15 protein-coding genes are annotated in these 18,316 nt (G+C 71.1%); 7 read left to right on the forward strand and 8 right to left on the reverse strand.

The genetic code is table 11. From position 1 onward, the window contains the following. Nucleotides 1-60 precede the first annotated feature (60 nt). The 4 genes from ACIRQ9_RS00245 to ACIRQ9_RS00260 are packed head-to-tail and all read right to left on the reverse strand — an operon-like array spanning nucleotide 61 to nucleotide 3,977. Nucleotides 61-963, reverse strand: coding sequence for a sugar phosphate isomerase/epimerase family protein (locus ACIRQ9_RS00245; RefSeq protein ID WP_404165544.1), 903 nt, complete (start codon nucleotides 961-963; stop codon nucleotides 61-63). 2 nt (nucleotides 964-965) lie between these two features. Continuing rightward, complete coding sequence (locus tag ACIRQ9_RS00250; RefSeq protein WP_404165546.1) at nucleotides 966-1,877, reverse strand: ATP-binding cassette domain-containing protein; 912 nt, start codon at nucleotides 1,875-1,877, stop codon at nucleotides 966-968. Between the two features lie 4 nt (nucleotides 1,878-1,881). Next, on the reverse strand, nucleotides 1,882-2,952 hold the full coding sequence (locus tag ACIRQ9_RS00255; protein ID WP_404165548.1) for an ABC transporter permease: 1,071 nt from the start codon (nucleotides 2,950-2,952) through the stop codon (nucleotides 1,882-1,884). Between the two features lie 5 nt (nucleotides 2,953-2,957). Beyond that, on the reverse strand, nucleotides 2,958-3,977 hold the full coding sequence (locus ACIRQ9_RS00260) for a sugar ABC transporter substrate-binding protein (protein ID WP_404165550.1): 1,020 nt from the start codon (nucleotides 3,975-3,977) through the stop codon (nucleotides 2,958-2,960). 309 nt (nucleotides 3,978-4,286) lie between these two features. On the opposite strand from ACIRQ9_RS00260, the gene iolD reads away from it, so the two are divergent. From iolD to ACIRQ9_RS00295, 7 genes are all read left to right on the forward strand, one after another. Next, nucleotides 4,287-6,158 (forward strand): 3D-(3,5/4)-trihydroxycyclohexane-1,2-dione acylhydrolase (decyclizing), encoded by a 1,872-nt coding sequence (iolD, locus tag ACIRQ9_RS00265; RefSeq protein WP_404165551.1) that lies wholly within the window; start codon nucleotides 4,287-4,289, stop codon nucleotides 6,156-6,158. Nucleotides 6,159-6,278: 120 nt separating this feature from the next. Beyond that, entirely contained in the window at nucleotides 6,279-7,010 is a 732-nt protein-coding gene (locus tag ACIRQ9_RS00270; protein ID WP_404166377.1) for a GntR family transcriptional regulator, read from the forward strand. A gap of 341 nt (nucleotides 7,011-7,351) precedes the next feature. Further along, a complete protein-coding gene (locus ACIRQ9_RS00275; protein ID WP_404165553.1) occupies nucleotides 7,352-8,662 on the forward strand; it encodes an ABC transporter substrate-binding protein in 1,311 nt (436 codons plus the stop codon). A gap of 8 nt (nucleotides 8,663-8,670) precedes the next feature. After that, nucleotides 8,671-9,651, forward strand: a complete 981-nt coding sequence (locus ACIRQ9_RS00280; protein WP_404165555.1) for a carbohydrate ABC transporter permease — start codon at nucleotides 8,671-8,673, stop codon at nucleotides 9,649-9,651. Further along, the gene (locus ACIRQ9_RS00285) at nucleotides 9,648-10,535 is read left to right on the forward strand and encodes a carbohydrate ABC transporter permease (protein ID WP_351314385.1); all 888 of its coding nucleotides are present in this window, start codon (nucleotides 9,648-9,650) and stop codon (nucleotides 10,533-10,535) included. The genes ACIRQ9_RS00280 and ACIRQ9_RS00285 overlap by 4 nt, the downstream gene beginning before the upstream one ends. Nucleotides 10,536-10,561: 26 nt before the next feature. Beyond that, nucleotides 10,562-11,884, forward strand: a complete 1,323-nt coding sequence (locus tag ACIRQ9_RS00290) for a glycoside hydrolase family 36 protein (protein WP_404165557.1) — start codon at nucleotides 10,562-10,564, stop codon at nucleotides 11,882-11,884. Beyond that, a complete protein-coding gene (locus ACIRQ9_RS00295) occupies nucleotides 11,881-13,893 on the forward strand; it encodes a beta-galactosidase (protein ID WP_404165559.1) in 2,013 nt (670 codons plus the stop codon). The genes ACIRQ9_RS00290 and ACIRQ9_RS00295 overlap by 4 nt, the downstream gene beginning before the upstream one ends. 51 nt (nucleotides 13,894-13,944) lie before the next feature. Here the strand turns inward: ACIRQ9_RS00295 and ACIRQ9_RS00300 are convergent, their stop codons facing one another. The 4 genes from ACIRQ9_RS00300 to ACIRQ9_RS00315 form a co-directional block, all read right to left on the reverse strand. Continuing rightward, the gene (locus tag ACIRQ9_RS00300) at nucleotides 13,945-14,610 is read right to left on the reverse strand and encodes an NUDIX domain-containing protein (protein ID WP_404165561.1); all 666 of its coding nucleotides are present in this window, start codon (nucleotides 14,608-14,610) and stop codon (nucleotides 13,945-13,947) included. 89 nt (nucleotides 14,611-14,699) lie between these two features. Further along, the gene (locus tag ACIRQ9_RS00305) at nucleotides 14,700-16,517 is read right to left on the reverse strand and encodes an ABC transporter ATP-binding protein (RefSeq protein ID WP_404165563.1); all 1,818 of its coding nucleotides are present in this window, start codon (nucleotides 16,515-16,517) and stop codon (nucleotides 14,700-14,702) included. 137 nt (nucleotides 16,518-16,654) lie between these two features. Then, nucleotides 16,655-17,671 (reverse strand): sugar kinase, encoded by a 1,017-nt coding sequence (locus ACIRQ9_RS00310; protein WP_404165565.1) that lies wholly within the window; start codon nucleotides 17,669-17,671, stop codon nucleotides 16,655-16,657. Further along, nucleotides 17,668-18,303: a bifunctional 4-hydroxy-2-oxoglutarate aldolase/2-dehydro-3-deoxy-phosphogluconate aldolase gene (locus tag ACIRQ9_RS00315; RefSeq protein ID WP_404165567.1), complete on the reverse strand. Its 636-nt coding sequence runs from the start codon at nucleotides 18,301-18,303 to the stop codon at nucleotides 17,668-17,670. Before ACIRQ9_RS00315 ends, ACIRQ9_RS00310 begins: the two co-directional genes overlap by 4 nt. Nucleotides 18,304-18,316: the final 13 nt, after the last annotated feature.

Below are 18,316 nucleotides of genomic sequence, written 5' to 3' on the forward strand. Positions count from 1 at the left end.
ATGGCCCGGTGTCGTCCCGTCGATCCGGAGAACGTCCGGACCCCGGCCCGTGTTCCCGCCTCAGGCCCCGCAGGACCGCAGGAACTGCCGGGTGCGCACCGCGATGGGCAGCGGCTTGTCCGGCTCGCAGGGGTACATGTCCTGCTCGACGATGGCGAACAGGTCGACGCCGAGGCGCTGCGCCGCCTCCATCACCGGGCCCAGCTCCGGCACCCCGGTGGGCGGTTCGCACATCACGCCCTGGGCCACGGCCGGCCCGAACGGGGTGCCCTTGGCCCGCACGTCGGCCAGGATCGCCGGGTCCACCTGCTTGAGGTGCAGGTAGCCGATCCGCTCGCCGTAGGTCTCGATCAGCTTGACGCTGTCGCCGCCGCAGTACGCGTAGTGGCCGGTGTCCAGGCACAGCCCGACGAGGTCCGCGTCGGTCGAGTCGAGGAACCGCTCCACGTGCTCCTCGGTGTCGATGTGGGTGTCGGCGTGCGGATGGACGACGATGTCCAGGCCGTACCGCTCCTTGACCTCGTGGCCGAGGCGCTCCATGCCCTTGGTCAGGTGCGCCCACTGCTCGCCGGTCAGCTCGTGCGGCTCCAGGATCTCGGCGGTCTTGTCGTCCCGCCAGAAGGACGGGATGACCACCAGGTGGCTGGCGTCCATCGCCTGGGTGAGCGTGGCGACCTGGCTGACGTGCTCCCAGGTGGACTCCCAGACGGCCGGGCCGCGGTGCAGGCCGGTGAAGACGGTGCCGGCCGAGACCCTCAGGTTGCGCCGGGCGATCTCGTCGGTGAGCCGGGCCGGGTCGGTGGGGAGGTAGCCGTACGGGCCCAGTTCGATCCACCGGTAGCCGGCCTCGGCGACCTCGTCGAGGAAGCGTTCCCAGGGGACCTGCTGCGGGTCGTCGGGGAACCAGACGCCCCAGGAGTCGGGGGCCGAGCCGACACGGATGCGGTCGAGGGCGTTCGCCATGCTCAGGACTTTCCTTCCGGACCGGCCGCCGCGCGGGCGGGCAGGTCCTCCTCTTCCGGGAGTTCCTCGGTGTCGACTCCGCGGACCTGGGACAGTTCGTGCTTGAGGGCGGCCAGTTCGGCGCCGCCCGCCATGTGGTTGGTCAGCTCTTCGAGGGTGATCCCGCTGCGCTCGGCGGAGAGTTCGAGGGTGCCGAGGCGCAGCACGCTGAAGTGGTCGCCGACCATGTAGGCGTGGTGCGGGTTGTGGGTGATGAAGATGACGCCGAGGCCGCGCTCGCGGGCGGCGGCGATGTACTTCAGGACCACACCGGACTGCTTGACGCCGAGGGCGGCGGTGGGCTCGTCCAGGATCAGGACGCGGGCGCCGAAGTAGACGGCGCGGGCGATGGCCACGCACTGGCGCTGGCCGCCGGAGAGGGTGCCGATGGGCTGCTCCAGGTCGTCCAGGACGATGCCCATGTTGCGCAGTTCGCGGTCGGCGGTCTCCTTCATCCCGGCGATGTCCAGACGGCGGACCGGCCAGGGCCCCTTCGTCATCTCGGAGCCGAGGAAGAAGTTCCGCCACACGGGCATCAGCGGGACGGTCGCGAGGTCCTGGTAGACGGTGGCGATGCCCTTGTCGAGGGCCTCGCGCGGGCTGCCGAAGCGCACCGGCGCGCCGTCGACGAGGAAGTCGCCCTCGGTGTGCTGGTGCAGCCCGGAAATGATCTTGATGAGGGTCGACTTGCCGGCGCCGTTGTCGCCGAGGACGCAGGTGACCCGGGCGGGGAAGACCTTGAGGTCGACGCCGTGCAGGGCGCGGACGTTGCCGTAGGACTTGCCCGCGCCGCGCAGTTCGACGATCGGGGCGTCCTCGGCCGGCTCCGTGTCCGGGAGGGTGGCGCCGTGGGTTCCGGTTCCGTTGTCAGTCATCGGGTCACCTCCTGGTCGCGGTGCGCTGGACCCACAGGTTGATCAGGACGGCGCCGAGCAGCATCACGCCGAGGAACGCCTTGAACCAGTCCGGGTTCCAGCCGGCGTAGACGATGCCCTGCTGCACCATGCCGAACATGAAGGCGCCGAAGACCGGGCCGATCGCCGAGCCCGCGCCGCCGGTCAGCAGGCAGCCGCCGATGACCGCGGCGGAGATGTAGATCAGCTCCTGGCCGACGCCCTCGCCGGACTGCACGGTGTTGAAGGAGAACAGCTGGTGCATGCCGACGAACCAGGCGCCGAAGCCGACCAGCATGAACAGCGAGATCTTGGTGAACGTCACCGGGACGCCGACCGCACGGGCGCTCTCCTTGTTGCCGCCTACCGCGAAGATCCAGTTGCCGTACTTGGTGCGCAGCAGCACCCAGGTGGCGATCGCGGCGAAGGCCAGCCACCACACGATGGTGATCTTCACCTCCGTGCCGCCGATGTGGAAGGAGGAGGCGAAGACGCTCCTGGCCTGGTCGAAGCCGTCCATGTTGCTGATGTCGTCGGTGGCGACGTTGCCGGTGACCAGCTTGGTGACGGCGAGGTTGACGCCCTGCAGGATCAGGAAGGTGCCCAGGGTGACCAGGAAGCTGGGCAGCCCGGTCTTCACCACCATCCAGCCGTTGAAGGCGCCGATGGCGAGCGACACGACCAGGGCGACGACGACGCCCATCCACACGTTGAGCGTCAGCTGGTAGCTGAGCATGCTCGCGGTGAGCGCCGAACTGACCACCGCGACACCGGCGGAGAGGTCGAACTCGCCGCCGATCATCAGCAGGGCCACCGGCAGCGCCATGATCCCGATGGTGGACGACTGGTACAGGATGTTCGCCATCGCACCGGCCTCGCGCACCGGCGGTGCCGCGACCAGGAAGAAGACGTACACGGCGACCGCGCCGAGGAACACGCCCACGTCCGGGCGGGCCAGCACCCGCAGCGCCAGCGGGCGGTGCGCGGTGCGGCCGTCCTTCTGCCCGGAGCCCGGGGCCGGCGGTGTCGCCACCGCGGGCGGTGCCTGGTGACTCATACCGATCACCGTGTGCCCTTCGCGGCGAACTGGGCGACCTTCTCGACGTTGGACTTGTCGACGAAGGCCGGCCCGGTCAGCACCGGCTGCTCACCGCCGCCCGTGTAGTTGCCGTTGTTCTTGTAGAGCCACAGCGAGTCGACCGCCAGGTAGCCCTGCAGGTACGGCTGCTGGTCCACGGCGAACTCGATGGTCCCCTTGCTGATGGCGCCGGTCAGGTCCTTGTTGAGGTCGAAGGTCGCGATCTGCGCCTTGCTGCCCGCGTCCGACACCGACTGCACGGCGATCAGCGCGATGGGGGCGCCGAGCGTGACCACGTGGTCGATGGCGCCGTCCGTCTTGAGCTTGGCGGTGATCGTGGACTTGACCGAGGTGGGGGACGTGCCGTCGACGTACAGGGTCTCCGTCGTCCCGGAGAACGTCTTCTTCACGCCGTCACACCGCTGGGTGAGGCCGATGTTGCCCTGCTCCTGGATGACGCAGACGACCTTCTTGGCGCCTTCGGTGTTCAGCCGGTTGCCGAGCGCCTCGCCCGCGACCGTCTCGTCCTGGCCGAAGAACTCCAGCAGGCCGAGCTTCTTCCAGTCGCTCACGCCCGAGTTGAGCCCGACCACCGGGATGTTCGCCGCGGTCGCCTTGCCGATGACGGCCTTGAGGGCGTCCGGCTTGGCGAGGGTGACGGCGATCCCGTCGACCTTCTGGTCGATCGCGTTCTGCACCAGGTTGGCCTGGATGCCCGCGTTCGGGTCGGCGGAGTAGACGAGCTTGACGTTGTCCTTGTCGGCGGCCGCCTGGGCGCCCTTGCGCACGATGTCCCAGAAGGTGTCACCGGGAGCCTGGTGGGTGACCAGCGCGACCGTCATGCGCGGGGTGCTCGCCTTGCCGGCGGCGGCGGACGCCCCGCCCTCCTCCGACTTCTTTCCGCCGGAGCTGCTGGAGCAGCCGGCGAGGGTCAGGGCGGCCGCCGCGGCCACGGCCACGAAGGGGGCCAGTCTCCGCGTGCGGTTTCGGGATGAGCGGTCCATCGTGCCTGCACCTCACTGTGCGACGGGAAGGAGAGGGGATCCGCGAGGATCCCGGACCCGGTCCGGAAGGAGCCGGTCCGGGTCGGTGCTGTGCGTTGGGACGGGATACAAGTCCCTGCGCGGCCCGCTGTCAATACTTTGTTAAGACATCATTTCACACTCAGGTCCGAATGTAAGTACAAACCATTGACAGTGCGGCCCGCCCCGAACTACACCTGAGAGGCACCCTCTCCACCCGTGAGCCCCGCGATCCCTACCCGCTCCCGCCCGGCGTACCCCTGGACACCGTCCCGCCCGAATGAGGTCCCCATGAGCCAGCCGACCACCCGCCTGACCGTCGCCCAGGCGCTGGTGCGGTTCCTGTCCGCGCAGTACACCGAACGCGACGGCGTCAGGCACCGGCTGATCGCCGGCACCTGGGGCATCTTCGGCCACGGCAACGTGGCGGGCATCGGCCAGGCGCTGCTGGAGTACGGCGACGTGATGCCCTACCACCAGGGCCGCAACGAGCAGGCGATGGTGCACGCGGCCGTCGGCCACGCACGGCAGCTGGACCGGCTCTCCGCGCAGGCGGTGACCACGTCCATCGGGCCGGGCGCCACCAACCTGGTGACCGGTGCCGCGCTGGCCACGATCAACCGGCTGCCGGTGCTGCTGCTGCCCGGCGACCACTTCGCCAGCCACGCGCCCGACCCGCTGCTGCAACAGCTGGAGCACCCGGTCGAGTTCGACGTCTCGGTCAACGACACGCTGCGCCCGGTCTCCCGCTACTTCGACCGGATCACCCGCCCCGAGGCGCTGGTCCCCTCGGCCCTGAACGCCATGCGGGTGCTCGCCGACCCGGCCGAGACCGGAGCCGTCACCCTCGCCCTTCCGCAGGACGTCCAGGCGGAGGCGTACGACTGGCCCGAGGAGTTCTTCGCCGAGCGCGTCTGGCGGGTACGGCGGCCCGCCCCCGACCCGGCCGAGCTGGCGGACGCCGTACACGCCCTACGGGCCGCCGAGCGGCCGTTGATCGTCGCGGGCGGCGGAGTCCACCACAGCCGCGCCGAGGACGCCCTGAGGGCCTTCGTGGAAGCCACCGGCATCCCCGTGGCCTCGACCCAGGCGGGCAAGGGCGCGCTGCGCCACGACCACCCGGCCGATCTGGGGGGCATCGGGCACACCGGGACCGCGGTCGCCGACGACCTGGCGCGCACCGCCGACCTGGTGATCGGCGTCGGAACCCGGTACACGGATTTCACCACGGCCTCCGGCACGCTCTTCCAGAACCCGGACGTCCGCTTCCTCAACCTGAACATCACCGGTTTCGACGCCCACAAGCTGGCCGCCCGCACCCTCGTGTGCGACGCGCGGGCGGGGCTGGACGCCCTCGCGAAGGCCCTCGCCGGGCACCGGGTGGCCGCGGCCTACGAGGCCGAGTACCGGGCGGGCAAGGAGCGCTGGGAGTCCGTCGTGGAGGCCGCCTACCGCGCGGACGACGAGGACGCGGTGCCGACCCAGACCCAGGTGCTCGGCGCCCTGGACGCGGTGGTGGGCGACGAGGACGTGGTCATCAACGCGGCCGGCTCGCTCCCCGGCGACCTGCACAAGCTCTGGCGTGCCCGGTCGCCGCGCCAGTACCACCTGGAGTACGGCTACTCGTGCATGGGCTACGAGATCCCGGCCGGCATCGGCGTCCAGCAGGCCGCCCCGGACACCGTGGTCTGGTCGCTGGTCGGCGACGGCACCTACCTGATGAACCCGACCGAGATCGTCACCGCCGTCCAGGAGGGCCTGCCGGTCAACCTGGTGCTGATCCAGAACCACGGGTACGCCTCCATCGGCGGCCTCTCCGAGTCGGTGGGCGGCGAGCGGTTCGGCACCGCCTACCGCTTCCGTTCGGCCGACGGCACCTTCGGCGGTGCCCCGCTGCCGGTCGACCTCGCGGCGAACGCGGCCAGCCTCGGCATGGAGGTGCTGCGCGCCAAGACCGTGCGCGAGCTGCGCGCGGCGCTCGCCGCGGCCCGCGCGAGCGACCGGCCGACCTGCGTGTACGTCGAGACGGACCCGGCGTCCACCGCGCCCGGGGCCGAGGCCTGGTGGGACGTGCCGGTGGCCGCGACCGCCACCCGCGAGCCCGCCGTGCGGGCCCGCGAGGACTACGACCGGCAGGTCGCCGGCCGCCGCCGGCACCTGTGATCCCCTCGAACCCCGGAAGGAGGCCTCCCGGTGACCCGAACCGCTGATTCCGTCCGAACCGCCGACTCCGCCCGAACCGCCGACTCCGGCCGGACCTCGACCGGCTCGGCCCTCGGCTCCCTGGACTTCGCGCTGGACCGCGGCAGCCCGGTCCCGCTCTACTACCAGCTGGCCCGGCAGTTGGAGGAGGCCATCGAGCACGGGGTGCTGGCCCCCGGCAACCTCCTGGGCAACGAGATCGACCTGTCGGTGCGGCTAGGCCTGTCCCGGCCCACGGTCCGCCAGGCCATCCAGTCGCTCGTCGACAAGGGTCTCCTGGTCCGCCGCCGGGGCGTGGGCACGCAGGTGGTGCACAGCCAGGTCAAGCGGCCGCTGGAACTGAGCAGCCTCTACGACGACCTGGAGTCGGCCGGCCAGGCTCCCAGTACCCGGGTGCTGCGCAACGAGCGGGTCCCGGCGACCGGCGAGGTGGCCGCCGCCCTCGGCATCGCGGAGGGCGCGGAGGTGGTCGTGCTGGAGCGGCTGCGCTGCACGCACGGCCGGCCGGTGGCGTTCCTCTGCAACCACCTCCCCGCCGGCCTGCTCGAACTCGGCACGGAACGGCTGGAGTCGACCGGGCTGTACCGGATGATGAGGACGGCCGGGATCACCCTGCACAGCGCCCGGCAGACCGTGGGGGCGCGCAGCGCCACCGCCGAGGAGGCCGGCCGCCTCGACGAGAAGGAGGGCGCCGCCCTGCTCACCATGCGCCGCACGGCCTACGACGACACCGGCCGCCCGGTCGAGTACGGCAGCCATGTCTACCGGGCGTCCCGGTACGCCTTCGACTTCCAACTGCTGGTGCGTGCCTAGACGTCGGCGGAACGCCACCGGGATCGCCGGCCGCCGGCACGGCCACCGCGGGCTTAACCGCTGGTCCCGCCGTGCGAAACCAACATGCCCGCACACGACTCCCCACGGAGTTCGCCCGCCGGGGGCCCGGCCGTACCGCGCTGTTCAACAAAGCGGCAGACAACCATGTCGATTACGTTTCGGGCAAGAGACGGGCGAGAGCGACGCAGGCTATTGACGCATGAGCGGACAAGCGGCTGTTATGGCGCCCACGATGTTCGGCCGAGTTGGTTTCTGATCGGTTTCGGGACCTTTCGAAGATCAACTCTCCCCTTGCCGAACCCTGTTACTCAGGAGCCGCCATGCGCATCTCCCCGTCCGGTCTTCACCTGCCGGGTCCGAGCCGCCGTAACGTCCTGCGTGGGGCCGGTTCCGCCGCCCTTCTCGCGGGCGGCATACCCCTGCTCTCCGCCTGCGGCGGCAGCGGGTCCTCCTCCGACCCGAAGACCGTCACCCTGGGCTCCAACGGCTCGGACGCCGTGCCGAAGAAGGCCTACGCGGAGATGTACGCGACCTTCAAGAAGCAGTCGGGCATCACCGTCGACGTCAACACGAAGGACCACAACACCTTCCAGGAGCAGATCAACTCCTACCTGCAGGGCACGCCGGACGACGTCTTCAACTGGTTCGCCGGGTACCGGATGCAGTTCTTCGCGAAGAAGGGTCTGGCGACCCCGATCGACGAGGTCTGGGACAAGATCGGCGACGGCTTCCCCGACGCGATGAAGAAGCTCAGCAAGGGCGAGGACGGCAAGTACTACTTCGTGCCGCTGGACACCTACCCCTGGGCCATCTTCTACCGCAAGAGCCTCTTCCAGGAGAAGGGCTACAAGGTCCCCACCACCTGGGACGACTTCATCGCGCTGTGCAAGCAGATGAAGAAGGACGGTCTGGTCCCGATCGCGTTCGGCGACAAGGACGCCTGGCCGGCGATGGGCACCTTCGACCAGCTCAACTTCCGCATCAACGGCTACGACTTCCACGTCGACCTGATGGGCGGCAAGGCCGAGTGGACCGACCCGAAGGTCAAGGCCGTCTTCGACCACTGGGCCGAGATCCTCCCCTACCACCAGGACGGCTTCATGGGCCGCACCTGGCAGGACGCCGCGCAGAGCCTGGTCTCCAAGAAGGCCGGCATGTACCTCCTCGGCTCCTTCGTGGCCCAGCAGTTCACCAACAAGGCCGACCTGGACGACCTCGACTTCTTCGCCTTCCCGGAGATCAACTCCGCGTACGGCCAGGACACCGTCGAGGCGCCCACCGACGGCTACATGGTCAGCAAGGCCCCGAAGAACAAGTCCGGCGCCTTCAAGCTCATGGAGTACCTGGGCACCCCGGACGCCGAGCAGATCTACCTGAAGGCCGACTCCAGTGTGGTCGCCGCCTCCTCCAAGGCGGACACTTCGTCGTACTCCGCCCTGCAGAAGAAGGCGTACGACATGATCAGCAACGCCAAGAGCCTCACCCAGTTCATGGACCGCGACTCCCGCCCGGACTTCACCTCGACGGTGATGCAGCCCGGCCTGCAGAAGTTCCTGCAGAACCCGAAGGGCGTCGACAGCCTGCTCTCGTCGATCGAGCGCCAGAAGAAGACCATCTTCGCCTCCGAGTGAGCGGCTGAATGACCACTGACCTCACCACGAAGTCCCAGGAGGCGGCCGCCGTGCCGCCTCCTGGGCGCGCGTCCGAGAAGAAGCGGGTCCGGCAGGGGCACAAGCGCCTGCTGACCCGCCGCGACCGCGTCACGCTGGCCTTCATGGCCGGCGTGCCGACGGTCCTCCACGTCCTCCTGGTCTGGGTGACCGCCCTGGCCTCGATCCTGCTGGCCTTCACCACCTGGGACGGCATCGGCTTCGACTCCATCAAGTGGGTCGGCCTCGACAACTTCCACCAGCTCTTCAGCGACAACCCGCAGTTCTGGCCCGCGGTCCAGCACAACATCATCTGGTTCGTCGTACTGATCCTGATACCCACGCCGTTCGGCCTGTTCCTGGCCGTGCAGCTGGACAAGCGGATCCGGTTCACCCGGATCTACCAGACGGCGTTCTTCCTGCCGGTCGTCATCTCCATGGCATGCATCGGCTTCGTCTGGCAGCTGATCTACAACCCGGACACCGGCCTGATCAACAGCATCATCGGGGCCAACAAGCCGGGCCACTACATCGACTGGATCGGCGACCCGAAGCTGAACCTGTGGGCGGTCCTGATCGCCGCCTCCTGGCGGCACGCCGGCTACATGATGATCCTCTACCTGGCCGGTCTCAAGAGCGTCGACCCGTCGCTGCGCGAGGCCTCCGCCCTCGACGGCGCCAACGAGTGGCAGACCTTCAAGAACGTCATCTTCCCGACCCTGCGGCCCACCAACACGGTCGTCCTGGTCGTCACCATCATCGAGGCGCTGCGCGCCTTCGACCTGGTCTTCGTCTTCAACAAGGGCGCCCAGGGCACCGAGTTGCTCTCCATCCTGGTGACCAACAACATCATCGGCGAGTCCAGCCGCATCGGTTACGGCTCGGCGATCGCGGTGGTCCTGCTGGTCATCTCCCTGATCGTGATCATCCCGTACCTGATCGCGACCTTCCGGAAGGAGCGGCGCGCATGAGCACCGTGAGCGCGCTGGGCAAACAGCGCACCCCGATCCGTCCGGCCCGCGTCCTGCTGCACGTCTTCCTCGCCGTCACCGCGCTCGCCTGGCTCGCCCCGCTGCTGTGGGCGGTCTTCTCCGCGCTGCGCCCCTACAGCGAGACCAGCGACCGCGGTTACGTGTCCTGGCCGCACACGCTGAACTTCGACAACTTCACGAACGCGTTCACGCAGTCGGACATGACCCACTACTTCATGAACACGCTGATCATCGCGGTCCCGGCCGTGCTGCTCACGCTGTTCCTGTCGTCGATGGTCGCCTTCTACGTCAGCCGCTTCGACTTCCGGCTCAACCTGGCGCTGCTGCTGGTGTTCACGGCGGGCAACCTGCTGCCGCAGCAGGTCATCATCACGCCGCTGTACCGGATGTACCTGCTGACGAACCTGCCGGGGATCACGCAGAGCGGCAAACTGTACGACTCGGCGCTCGGCCTGGTCCTCATCCACGTGGCCTTCCAGTCCGGGTTCTGCGCGTTCGTGCTCAGCAACTACATGCGCTCGCTGCCGCACGAACTGACCGAGGCCGCGCTGGTGGACGGCGCGTCCGTGTGGCGCCTGTACTGGCAGATCACGCTGCCGCTGTGCCGGCCGGCGATGGCGGCCCTGGCGACCCTGTTGTCGATCTGGATCTACAACGACTTCTTCTGGGCGCTGGTGCTGATCTCGACCGGTGAGAACATGCCGATCACCTCGGCGCTGAACAACCTCTCGGGCCAGTACTTCACCGACCCGAACCTGGTCGCCGCGGGCTCCCTGCTCACCGCGATCCCGACGCTCGTCGTGTACTTCGCGCTGCAGAAGCAGTTCGTCAGCGGTCTCACCCTGGGCTCCGCCAAGGGCTGAGACGGCCCCCTCCGAAAGAGAACCCCGTGCACAACCCGTTCACCCCGGTCGCCTCGGTGCCCGTGGACACCTGGTCCGCGCGCGTCCACGAGGAGGGCTGGCAGTCCTGGTCGCCGAGCGGCTCCTACCGGCTCGGCGTGGCCCCGTACCGTCCGGCGAACGCGAACTGGGCGACCGTGTGCTACCGGCCCGGCCGGACCGTGCCCGCCAGGACCTACCAGGGCGAGGGCCTGCTGGCGCTCGACCCGGGTGACGGCTCACCGGCCCGGCTGTGGGCGGCGGCGAACCCGCCGCACGAGCTGCCGTCGGTCCGGCTGACCACGGCGCGCGGGGTCGCCGAGGTCGAGGCCGACGGCCCGGTCAAGGAGTGGACCGGCGCGGACATCCAGTCCGTGCTGGGCGAGTGGGCCCGCGCCCTGGCCCTGCCGGCGCCCCGGCCCGCCCCCACCGTCTGGTGCTCCTGGCACGAGTACTCCACGGCCGTCACCGAGGACGACATCCACGAGAACCTGCGGGCGATGGACACCCTCGACCTGCCCATCGACGTGGTGCAGATCGACGACGGCCACCAGAGCGCGCTGGGCGACTGGCTGAACGTCTCCGGCCGCTTCCGCTCACGGCGGGGCATCGCGGACGCCGTCCGCGGCCGCGGCCGCCGGGCGGGCATCTGGACGGCGCCCTTCCTGGTCGACCCGGCGAGCGCGCTCGCCGAGACGTACCCGGACTGGCTGGTGCGCGACCCCGGCGGCAGCCCGCTGCACGCGGGCCGCAACCGGGGCCACGACCTGTACGTCCTGGACACCACCCACCCGGCCGCCGCGGCCTACCTCACCGAGGTCTATGCCACGCTGCGCGCCGAGGGCTACGACTACTTCAAGACCGACTTCCTCTACGCGGGCGCGATGGACGGCGTACGGCACTCGGGGGCCGACCCGATCACCGCGTACCGGACGGGCATCGCCCTGATCCGGGACGCCGTCGGCGCCGACGCCTACCTGCTGGGCTGCGGCGCGCCGATGCTGCCCTCCATCGGCCTGTTCGACGCGATGCGGGTCAGCCCCGACACCGCACCGCGCCGCCGCCCCGAGACCGACGACTACAGCCAGCCGGGCCAGGATCCGGCCGAGTTCACCGGAACCGGCCGCCAGTGGCAGCACGGCCGGCTCTGGGTCAACGACCCCGACTGCCTGATGGCCCGCCCCGCCGTGGAGACGCGCGCCCGCTGGGCCGCCCACGTGGAGGCCGTCGGCGGCCTGGTCGCCTCCAGCGACCGGCTGCTCTCCCTCGACCCGTGGGGCGTGGACCTCACCCGCCGCCTTCTCACCGCAGCCACCGGAGCCACCCGATGAACGACCGCACCCTCTCCGTCCCCGGCATCGTCTACGGCGGCGACTACAACCCCGAGCAGTGGCCCGAGGAGGTGTGGGACGAGGACGTCCGCCTGATGCGCGAGGCGGGCGTGAACATGGTGAGCGTCGGCATCTTCTCGTGGGCGCTGCTGGAGCCGTCGGAGGGCGTTCACGACTTCTCGCGGACCGACCGGATCCTCGGCCTGCTCCACGAGAACGGCATCGCCGTCGACCTCGCCACGCCGACGGCCGCCCCGCCCGCCTGGTTCTTCCGCGCCCACCCCGAGGCACTCCCGGTGGACCGCGACGGCCGCACGCTGTCGTACGGCAGCCGCCAGACGTTCTGCCCGAGCAGCCCGGCCTACCGGGCGGCCGCGCTCGGGATCACGGACGCGATCGCCCGGCGGTACGCGGACCACCCGGCGGTGCGGATGTGGCACGTCCACAACGAGTACGGCTGCCACAACGCGGCCTGCTACTGCGACACCAGCGCCGAGTCCTTCCGGCGCTGGCTGCGGGCCCGGTACGGCGACGACCTGGCCGCCCTCAACCACGCCTGGGGCACCACGTTCTGGAGCCAGTGGTACTACGCCTGGGACGAGATCCTGCCGCCCCGCGCCACCGGCGCCGTGCCGAACCCGACGCACCAGCTGGACTGGCGCCGGTTCTGCTCGGACGAACTGCTGTCGCTGTACACGGCGGAGCGCGACGTGCTCCGGGCGGCGGCTCCCGCGACCCCGGCCACCACCAACTTCATGGTGATGCACAACTTCGACGCCCTCGACTACTGGCGCTGGGCACCGGAGCTGGACGTGGTGGCCAACGACCACTACCTGATGTCCGCCGACCCCGAGTCGCAGATCGACGTCGCGCTCAGCGGCGACGTGATGCGGTCGCTGGCGGGCGGCCCGTGGCTGCTGATGGAGCACTCGACGGGCGCCGTGAACTGGCAGCCCGTCAACCGCGCCAAGACACCCGGTGAGTTGCGCCGCAACGCGCTCGCCCACGTGGCGCACGGCGCGGACGGCATCTGCTACTTCCAGTGGCGGGCGGCGAAGGCCGGTGCCGAGCAGTGGCACTCCGCGATGCTGCCGCACGCCGGGACCGACAGCCGGATCTGGCGGGACGTGGTCCGGCTGGGCGCGGACCTGCGGGCGCTGGCGGAGGTGCGCGGCGCCACCGGCACGGCCGAGGTGGCCGTCGTCTGGGACTGGGACGCCCGCTGGGCGCTGGAGTTCCCGTCCCAGCCGAGCGGCGAGCTGCGCTACCAGGACCTGGTCCGCGCCTGGTACGAGCCGCTGTGGCGGGCCGGGGTGGCCGTGGACTTCGTCCGCCCCGACGCGGACCTGTCGGCGTACAAGGCGGTCCTGGCCCCGAGCCTGTACCTGGTCGACGACGCGGGCGCGGCCAACCTCACCGCCTTCGCCGAGGCCGGCGGCACCCTGGCCGTCGGCTTCCACAGCGGCATGGTCGACGAGAACAGCCATGTGCGGCTGGGCGGTTACCCGGGCGCGTTCCGTGAGGTGCTGGGCGTCCGCACGGACGAGCTGTTCCCGCTCCTGCCCGGTGAGCGCGTGGCGTTGAGCGAGGGCGGCACGGGCTCGCTGTGGTCGGAGCGGGTGCGGCCGGCGGGCGCCGAGGTGGTCACGTCCTTCGCCGACGGGCCGCTGGCCGGTGTGCCCGCGGTGACGCGGCACGCCCACGGCGCGGGCAGCGCCTGGTACCTGGCCACGCTGCCGGACCCGGAGACCCTCGCGGGGCTGCTCGGCCGGATCCGCGAGGAGGCGGGCGTGGCCGCGGGCCGCACCGCGCCGGAGGGCGTGGAGGTCGTCGTACGGCGCGGCGCGGACGCGGACTACGTGTTCGTGATCGACCATGCCGGGGCGGGGGCCGAAGTGCCGGTGGCGGCGGGGTCGGTGGAGCTGCTGTCCGGGAAGGCGGTGGACGGGGCGGTGGTCGTGGCCCCGGGTGAGATCGCGGTGGTGCGGGAGCGGCGGGCGTCCGCCTAGCGCCGCGTCGGCAATACCCCCAGCGCCCCGTACGGGGCGCTGGGGTGAGCGTCAGTTGGCTGCGAACGGGCCGTGCAGGGCCGCCCATTGCAGGAGCATGATGGTCTTCGCGTCGGCGATCTCGCCGGTGCGGATCATCTCCAGGGCGCGGCGGAAGGGGAGTTCGAGGATCTCGATGTCCTCGCCCTCCTCGTCCAGGCCGCCGCCCTCGTGCGTGCGGGTCGCCGGCGTGTAGGCGGCCGCGTAGAACGAGATCCGCTCGGTCACCGAACCGGGGCTCATGTAGACGTCGAAGACGTGCTCGACGTCCCCGACGGTGTGCCCGGTCTCCTCGACGACCTCGCGGCGGACCGCGTGCTCCGGGTGCTCGTCCTCGGCGTCCAGCAGGCCCGCCGGGGTCTCGATCAGCATGCCGTCGGGGTGGCCGTTGACGTACGCCGGGAAGCGGAACTGGCGGGTGAACAGGACGGTCTCGTGCTCGGTGTCGTAGAGGAGCAGGGTGGCGCCGTCGCCGCGGTCGTGGGTCTCGCGTTCCTCCGTGTGCCAGGTGCCGTCGGCGTGCCGGTAGTCGAAGGTGGTGGCCCGCTCGACGTACCAGTGGCTGGAGAGCAGCTTCACCTCCCGGACCCGTACGCGCGGGTTGCCGGTCAGGTCGAGGCCCGTGCGGTCGAGTCCGGTGCGGCCCCGGCGGTCGGGGGTGTCGGCCCCGGCGGTCATCGCGGGCCCGCCGGGCGGGCGGAAGCGTTCGGATCGTTCATGATCCCCTGTCTACCACCCGCCCGCGGAGCCGGTCCGCCGGGCCGGTCCTAGTGCACCTCGGCCCGTGCCGGGTCCTCGTCGAGGAAGCCGCCCGACTGGTGCTGCCACAGCTTGGCGTAGGCGCCCTCGGCGGTGAGCAGTTCGTGGTGCGTGCCCTGCTCGACGATCCGGCCCCGGTCCAGGACCACCAGCCGGTCCATGGAGGCGACCGTGCTCAGCCGGTGCGCCACCACCAGGGCCGTACGGCCCTCCATGAGCCGCCACAGCGCCTCCTGGACGAGGATCTCGCTCTCGGAGTCCAGCGCGCTGGTCGCCTCGTCCAGGAGCAGGATCGGGGCGTCCCGCAGGATGGCCCGGGCGAGGGCGACCCGCTGGCGCTGGCCGCCGGAGAGCTTGACGCCGCGCTCCCCGACCATCGTGTCGAAGCCGTCCGGCAGCGCGTCGGCGAACTCCGTGACGTGGGCCGCCTCGGCGGCCAGCCGGATCTCGGCCTCATCCGCGCCGGGCCGGGCGAACGCGATGTTCTCCCGCAGGGTCCGGTGGAACATCGCCGGGTCCTGCGGCACGTAGGCGATCTGGCTGCGCAGGTCGGCCTGGCGCAGCCGGCTGATGTCCTGGCCGCCGATGGTGATCCGGCCGCCGTCGACGTCGGTCATGCGCAGCAGCAGCCGGGTCAGCGTGGTCTTGCCGCCGCCCGACCGGCCGACGAACCCGAACTTCGAGCCGCTGGGCACGTCCAGCTCAAGCCCTTCGAACAGCGGTTTGGCACCCGCGTGAGTGAAGGACACCCGCTCGAAGCGGACGTCGGCGCCCCGCGGCGCGAGCGGTTCCGGGGCCACCGGGTCCAGGACCGTCGGCGGGTCCAGGAGCAGCTCGGTGAACTGGGCGGCCTCCGTCATGGAGCTCTCCATGCGCCGGTAGATCTGGTTGAACTCGAACATGATCCGGGTCGCGTTGGTGTAGTAGGTGAAGGCGACCACCACCGCCTCCACGCTCTGCCCGCCGCCCGCCAGTCCGACCGCGAGCAGCAGGCCCAGCGCGTTCGTCGCCACGGACATCGGCGCGACGAACGTGTCGATGCGCAGGTTGCCGTAGTCCCAGGAGCGCAGTGTGCGCCGCCTGGACTCGGCGACCCGCGACCGGTGTTCGGCGGCCTCCCGGCGCTCGGCGGCGAACGCCCGGACCGTGTCGATGTTCATCAGGCTGTCGGCGACATGGCCGGACACCCGTGCGATGGCCTCCTCTCGCTGGGCGACCAGCCGCTGCCGCCGCCGGATCAGCGGCACCACGCACACCGCGGTGACCGCGATCATCGTCAGCAGCCCGACCACCAGGAGCGGTTCGTAGCGCCACAGCACCACCGACCCGAACAGCAGGGGCACGAAGCTGCCCACGATGTTGAAGGTGAGCGTGTCGGCGAACTCCTCGAAGCGGGTGGCGAAGCTCAGCACCCGCTTGGTCAGCGATCCCGCGAAGTTGTCGTGGAAGAACGCGGAGTCCTTGGCGAACAGTTCGTCCATGCCGGTGACGTACAACTGCTCGATGCCGAGCGCGTCCACGCGGTTCAGGCAGTGCAGCCCGATCCGCCAGAGGGTCTCCGCCAGCAGCAGCGCACCGCCGAAGCCGAGCACGTACGGCAGGGCCGCGGCCAGGCTCAGACGGTGGCCGCCGGAGATCCGGCCGACCAGTTTGGCGACGGCCAGCGGCGCCACGTAGTTGATTCCGATGTTGCCGAGGGCCGGCAGCAGCATGCCGGGCAGCGTGTACCTCTTGAGCCGCGCCAGTTCCCGTCCGTAGTAACGCAGTGCGAGCAGGACGGCACCTTGTCGCGGTCCGCTCGCCGGTAAATCGACCGAGGATGTCATGTTCAACCCTGTGTAGTCGTCGTACGGCATGCCGAGTCGGCCGGCGCATGGTCCGCGTCGGCCGGGAATCGGCAGGTCAGGAAAGGGAAGTGTGCCGTGACGAGGGTCACCGAGTCCACGTGTTTTCCGGACGGCCGCTACTGTCCGAACACGCGGTCGACGCCGGGGAGGTCCGCGTCCTCGTACTGCTCCCAGTCCGCGTCGTCGAGGCCGAGGAGCCGTTCGGTCCGCGCCGGGTCCGGCAGCGGACCCTGGTCGCCCGTCACCTTGAGCGCGGAGACCGCGGTGACGTGACCGAGCCGCAGGGCGCGGGCGGTCGAGCCGCCGCGGAGCAGTCCGGCCAGGAAGCCCGCCGCGAACGCGTCGCCCGCGCCGACCGGTTCCACCACCGTCGTGCGCAGCGCCGGCACCGTGCACGCGCCGTCCGCGGTGACGGCCGTGGCGGCCCGGCCACCGTCCTTGACGACGAGGATCCGCGGACCCGGCAGCAGGTCCCGCACGCCGTCGACGGTCAGGTCGGCGCCCCACAGGTGCTGTGCCTCGTCCAGGCCCACGAGCACGATGTCGGCGCGGTCGGCGAGGTCGCGCAGGACGCCGGGCGCGGTGCCGTCCGGCCACAGGGCGGCACGGTGGTTGACGTCGAAGCTGACGGCGTACGGCCGTTCGCCGGCCGGCCTGTCGAGCGCACGGGTCACCAGGTCGCGGCAGGACGGGGAGAGCGCGGGCGTGATGCCGGTGAGGTGCAGGAGGGCGGCGGAACCCAGCGGTTCGCCGTCCAGCAGGCCGGGGTGCAGCGCCGAGGCCGCCGAGCCCGCGCGGTAGTAGTGGACGCGGGTCCCGGCGGGACCGGGGTCCTTGACCAGGAGGCCGGTGGGCCGCCGCGGGTCGACGAGGACGTGCCCGACGTCCACCCCGGCGGCGGCGACGGCCGCGCGGACCCGGTGCCCGAAGGGGTCGTCGCCGACGGCCGAGAGCCAGACGGCGGGGACGCCGTGAGCGGCCAGGTACATGGCCACGTTGGACTCCGCGCCCGCGACGGACAGCCGCAGCGCGTCGGCGCCGGCGAGCGGCCGGGGCGGGTCGGGGGCCAGGGCCGCCATGGTCTCGCCGGCGCAGACGACCCGTCCCGGGGCGGGCCTCCAGGGGGCCGTCATGCCGGTCGGTCCTCCGCCACGGCGGCCAGGAACGCCCGTGCCCGCTCCCGCAGGGCGGCGATGTCGCCGCCGTCGGCCGCGTCGCCGACCAGGGGCGAGCCGCCGCCCACGGCGGTCGCGCCGGCGGCCAGGTAGGCGCGGGCGGCGTCGACGTCGACACCGCCGACCGGGACCAGCACCGCGTCCGGGAACGGGCCGCGCAGCGCCTTCAGATAGGCCGCTCCCCCGGCCTCGGCGGCCGGGAACAGCTTCAGCGCGGCCGCGCCCCGGGCCTGGGCCGCGATGACGTCCGTGGGAGTCAGCACACCGGCCAGGACCGGCATGCCGAGATCCAGTGCGGTGTCGACGCCGGCGCCCAGGCCGGGGGTGACCGCGAAGCCGGCGCCCGCCTGGTGCGCGGCCCGCGCGTCCGCGGCGGTCAGGACGGTCCCGGCGCCCAGCGGGCGGCCGGATCCCAGTTCCCCGGCGGCCCGCGAGAGGACGGTCAGCGCGTCCGTGCCGCTGAGGGACACCTCGATCAGTTCGATGCCCTCCTCGGCCAGGGCCAGCACGGTGCGCAGGGCGGCGTCCGGGTCGGAGCCGCGCACGATGGCGAGCAGTCGGCGGGAGGTGAGGGCGGCACGCAGATCCACGGCCAGGCTCCTT

Origin of the sequence: Streptomyces sp. NPDC101237, from assembly GCF_044767465.1 — a bacterium.
Classification (GTDB): Bacteria; Actinomycetota; Actinomycetes; order Streptomycetales; family Streptomycetaceae; genus Streptomyces; species Streptomyces gramineus.

Excerpts from the sequence above, each read along its gene's own strand:
- iolD (WP_404165551.1), top strand. The coding sequence starts at position 4,287 with ATGAGCCAGCCGACCACCCGCCTGACCGTCGCCCAGGCGCTGGTGCGG.
- ACIRQ9_RS00305 (WP_404165563.1), bottom strand. The coding sequence starts at position 16,517 with ATGACATCCTCGGTCGATTTACCGGCGAGCGGACCGCGACAAGGTGCC.
- ACIRQ9_RS00275 (WP_404165553.1), top strand. The coding sequence starts at position 7,352 with ATGCGCATCTCCCCGTCCGGTCTTCACCTGCCGGGTCCGAGCCGCCGT.
- ACIRQ9_RS00300 (WP_404165561.1), bottom strand. The coding sequence starts at position 14,610 with ATGACCGCCGGGGCCGACACCCCCGACCGCCGGGGCCGCACCGGACTC.
- ACIRQ9_RS00295 (WP_404165559.1), top strand. The coding sequence starts at position 11,881 with ATGAACGACCGCACCCTCTCCGTCCCCGGCATCGTCTACGGCGGCGAC.
- ACIRQ9_RS00245 (WP_404165544.1), bottom strand. The coding sequence starts at position 963 with ATGGCGAACGCCCTCGACCGCATCCGTGTCGGCTCGGCCCCCGACTCC.
- ACIRQ9_RS00285 (WP_351314385.1), top strand. The coding sequence starts at position 9,648 with ATGAGCACCGTGAGCGCGCTGGGCAAACAGCGCACCCCGATCCGTCCG.
- ACIRQ9_RS00260 (WP_404165550.1), bottom strand. The coding sequence starts at position 3,977 with ATGGACCGCTCATCCCGAAACCGCACGCGGAGACTGGCCCCCTTCGTG.
- ACIRQ9_RS00280 (WP_404165555.1), top strand. The coding sequence starts at position 8,671 with ATGACCACTGACCTCACCACGAAGTCCCAGGAGGCGGCCGCCGTGCCG.
- ACIRQ9_RS00310 (WP_404165565.1), bottom strand. The coding sequence starts at position 17,671 with ATGACGGCCCCCTGGAGGCCCGCCCCGGGACGGGTCGTCTGCGCCGGC.
- ACIRQ9_RS00255 (WP_404165548.1), bottom strand. The coding sequence starts at position 2,952 with ATGAGTCACCAGGCACCGCCCGCGGTGGCGACACCGCCGGCCCCGGGC.
- ACIRQ9_RS00250 (WP_404165546.1), bottom strand. The coding sequence starts at position 1,877 with ATGACTGACAACGGAACCGGAACCCACGGCGCCACCCTCCCGGACACG.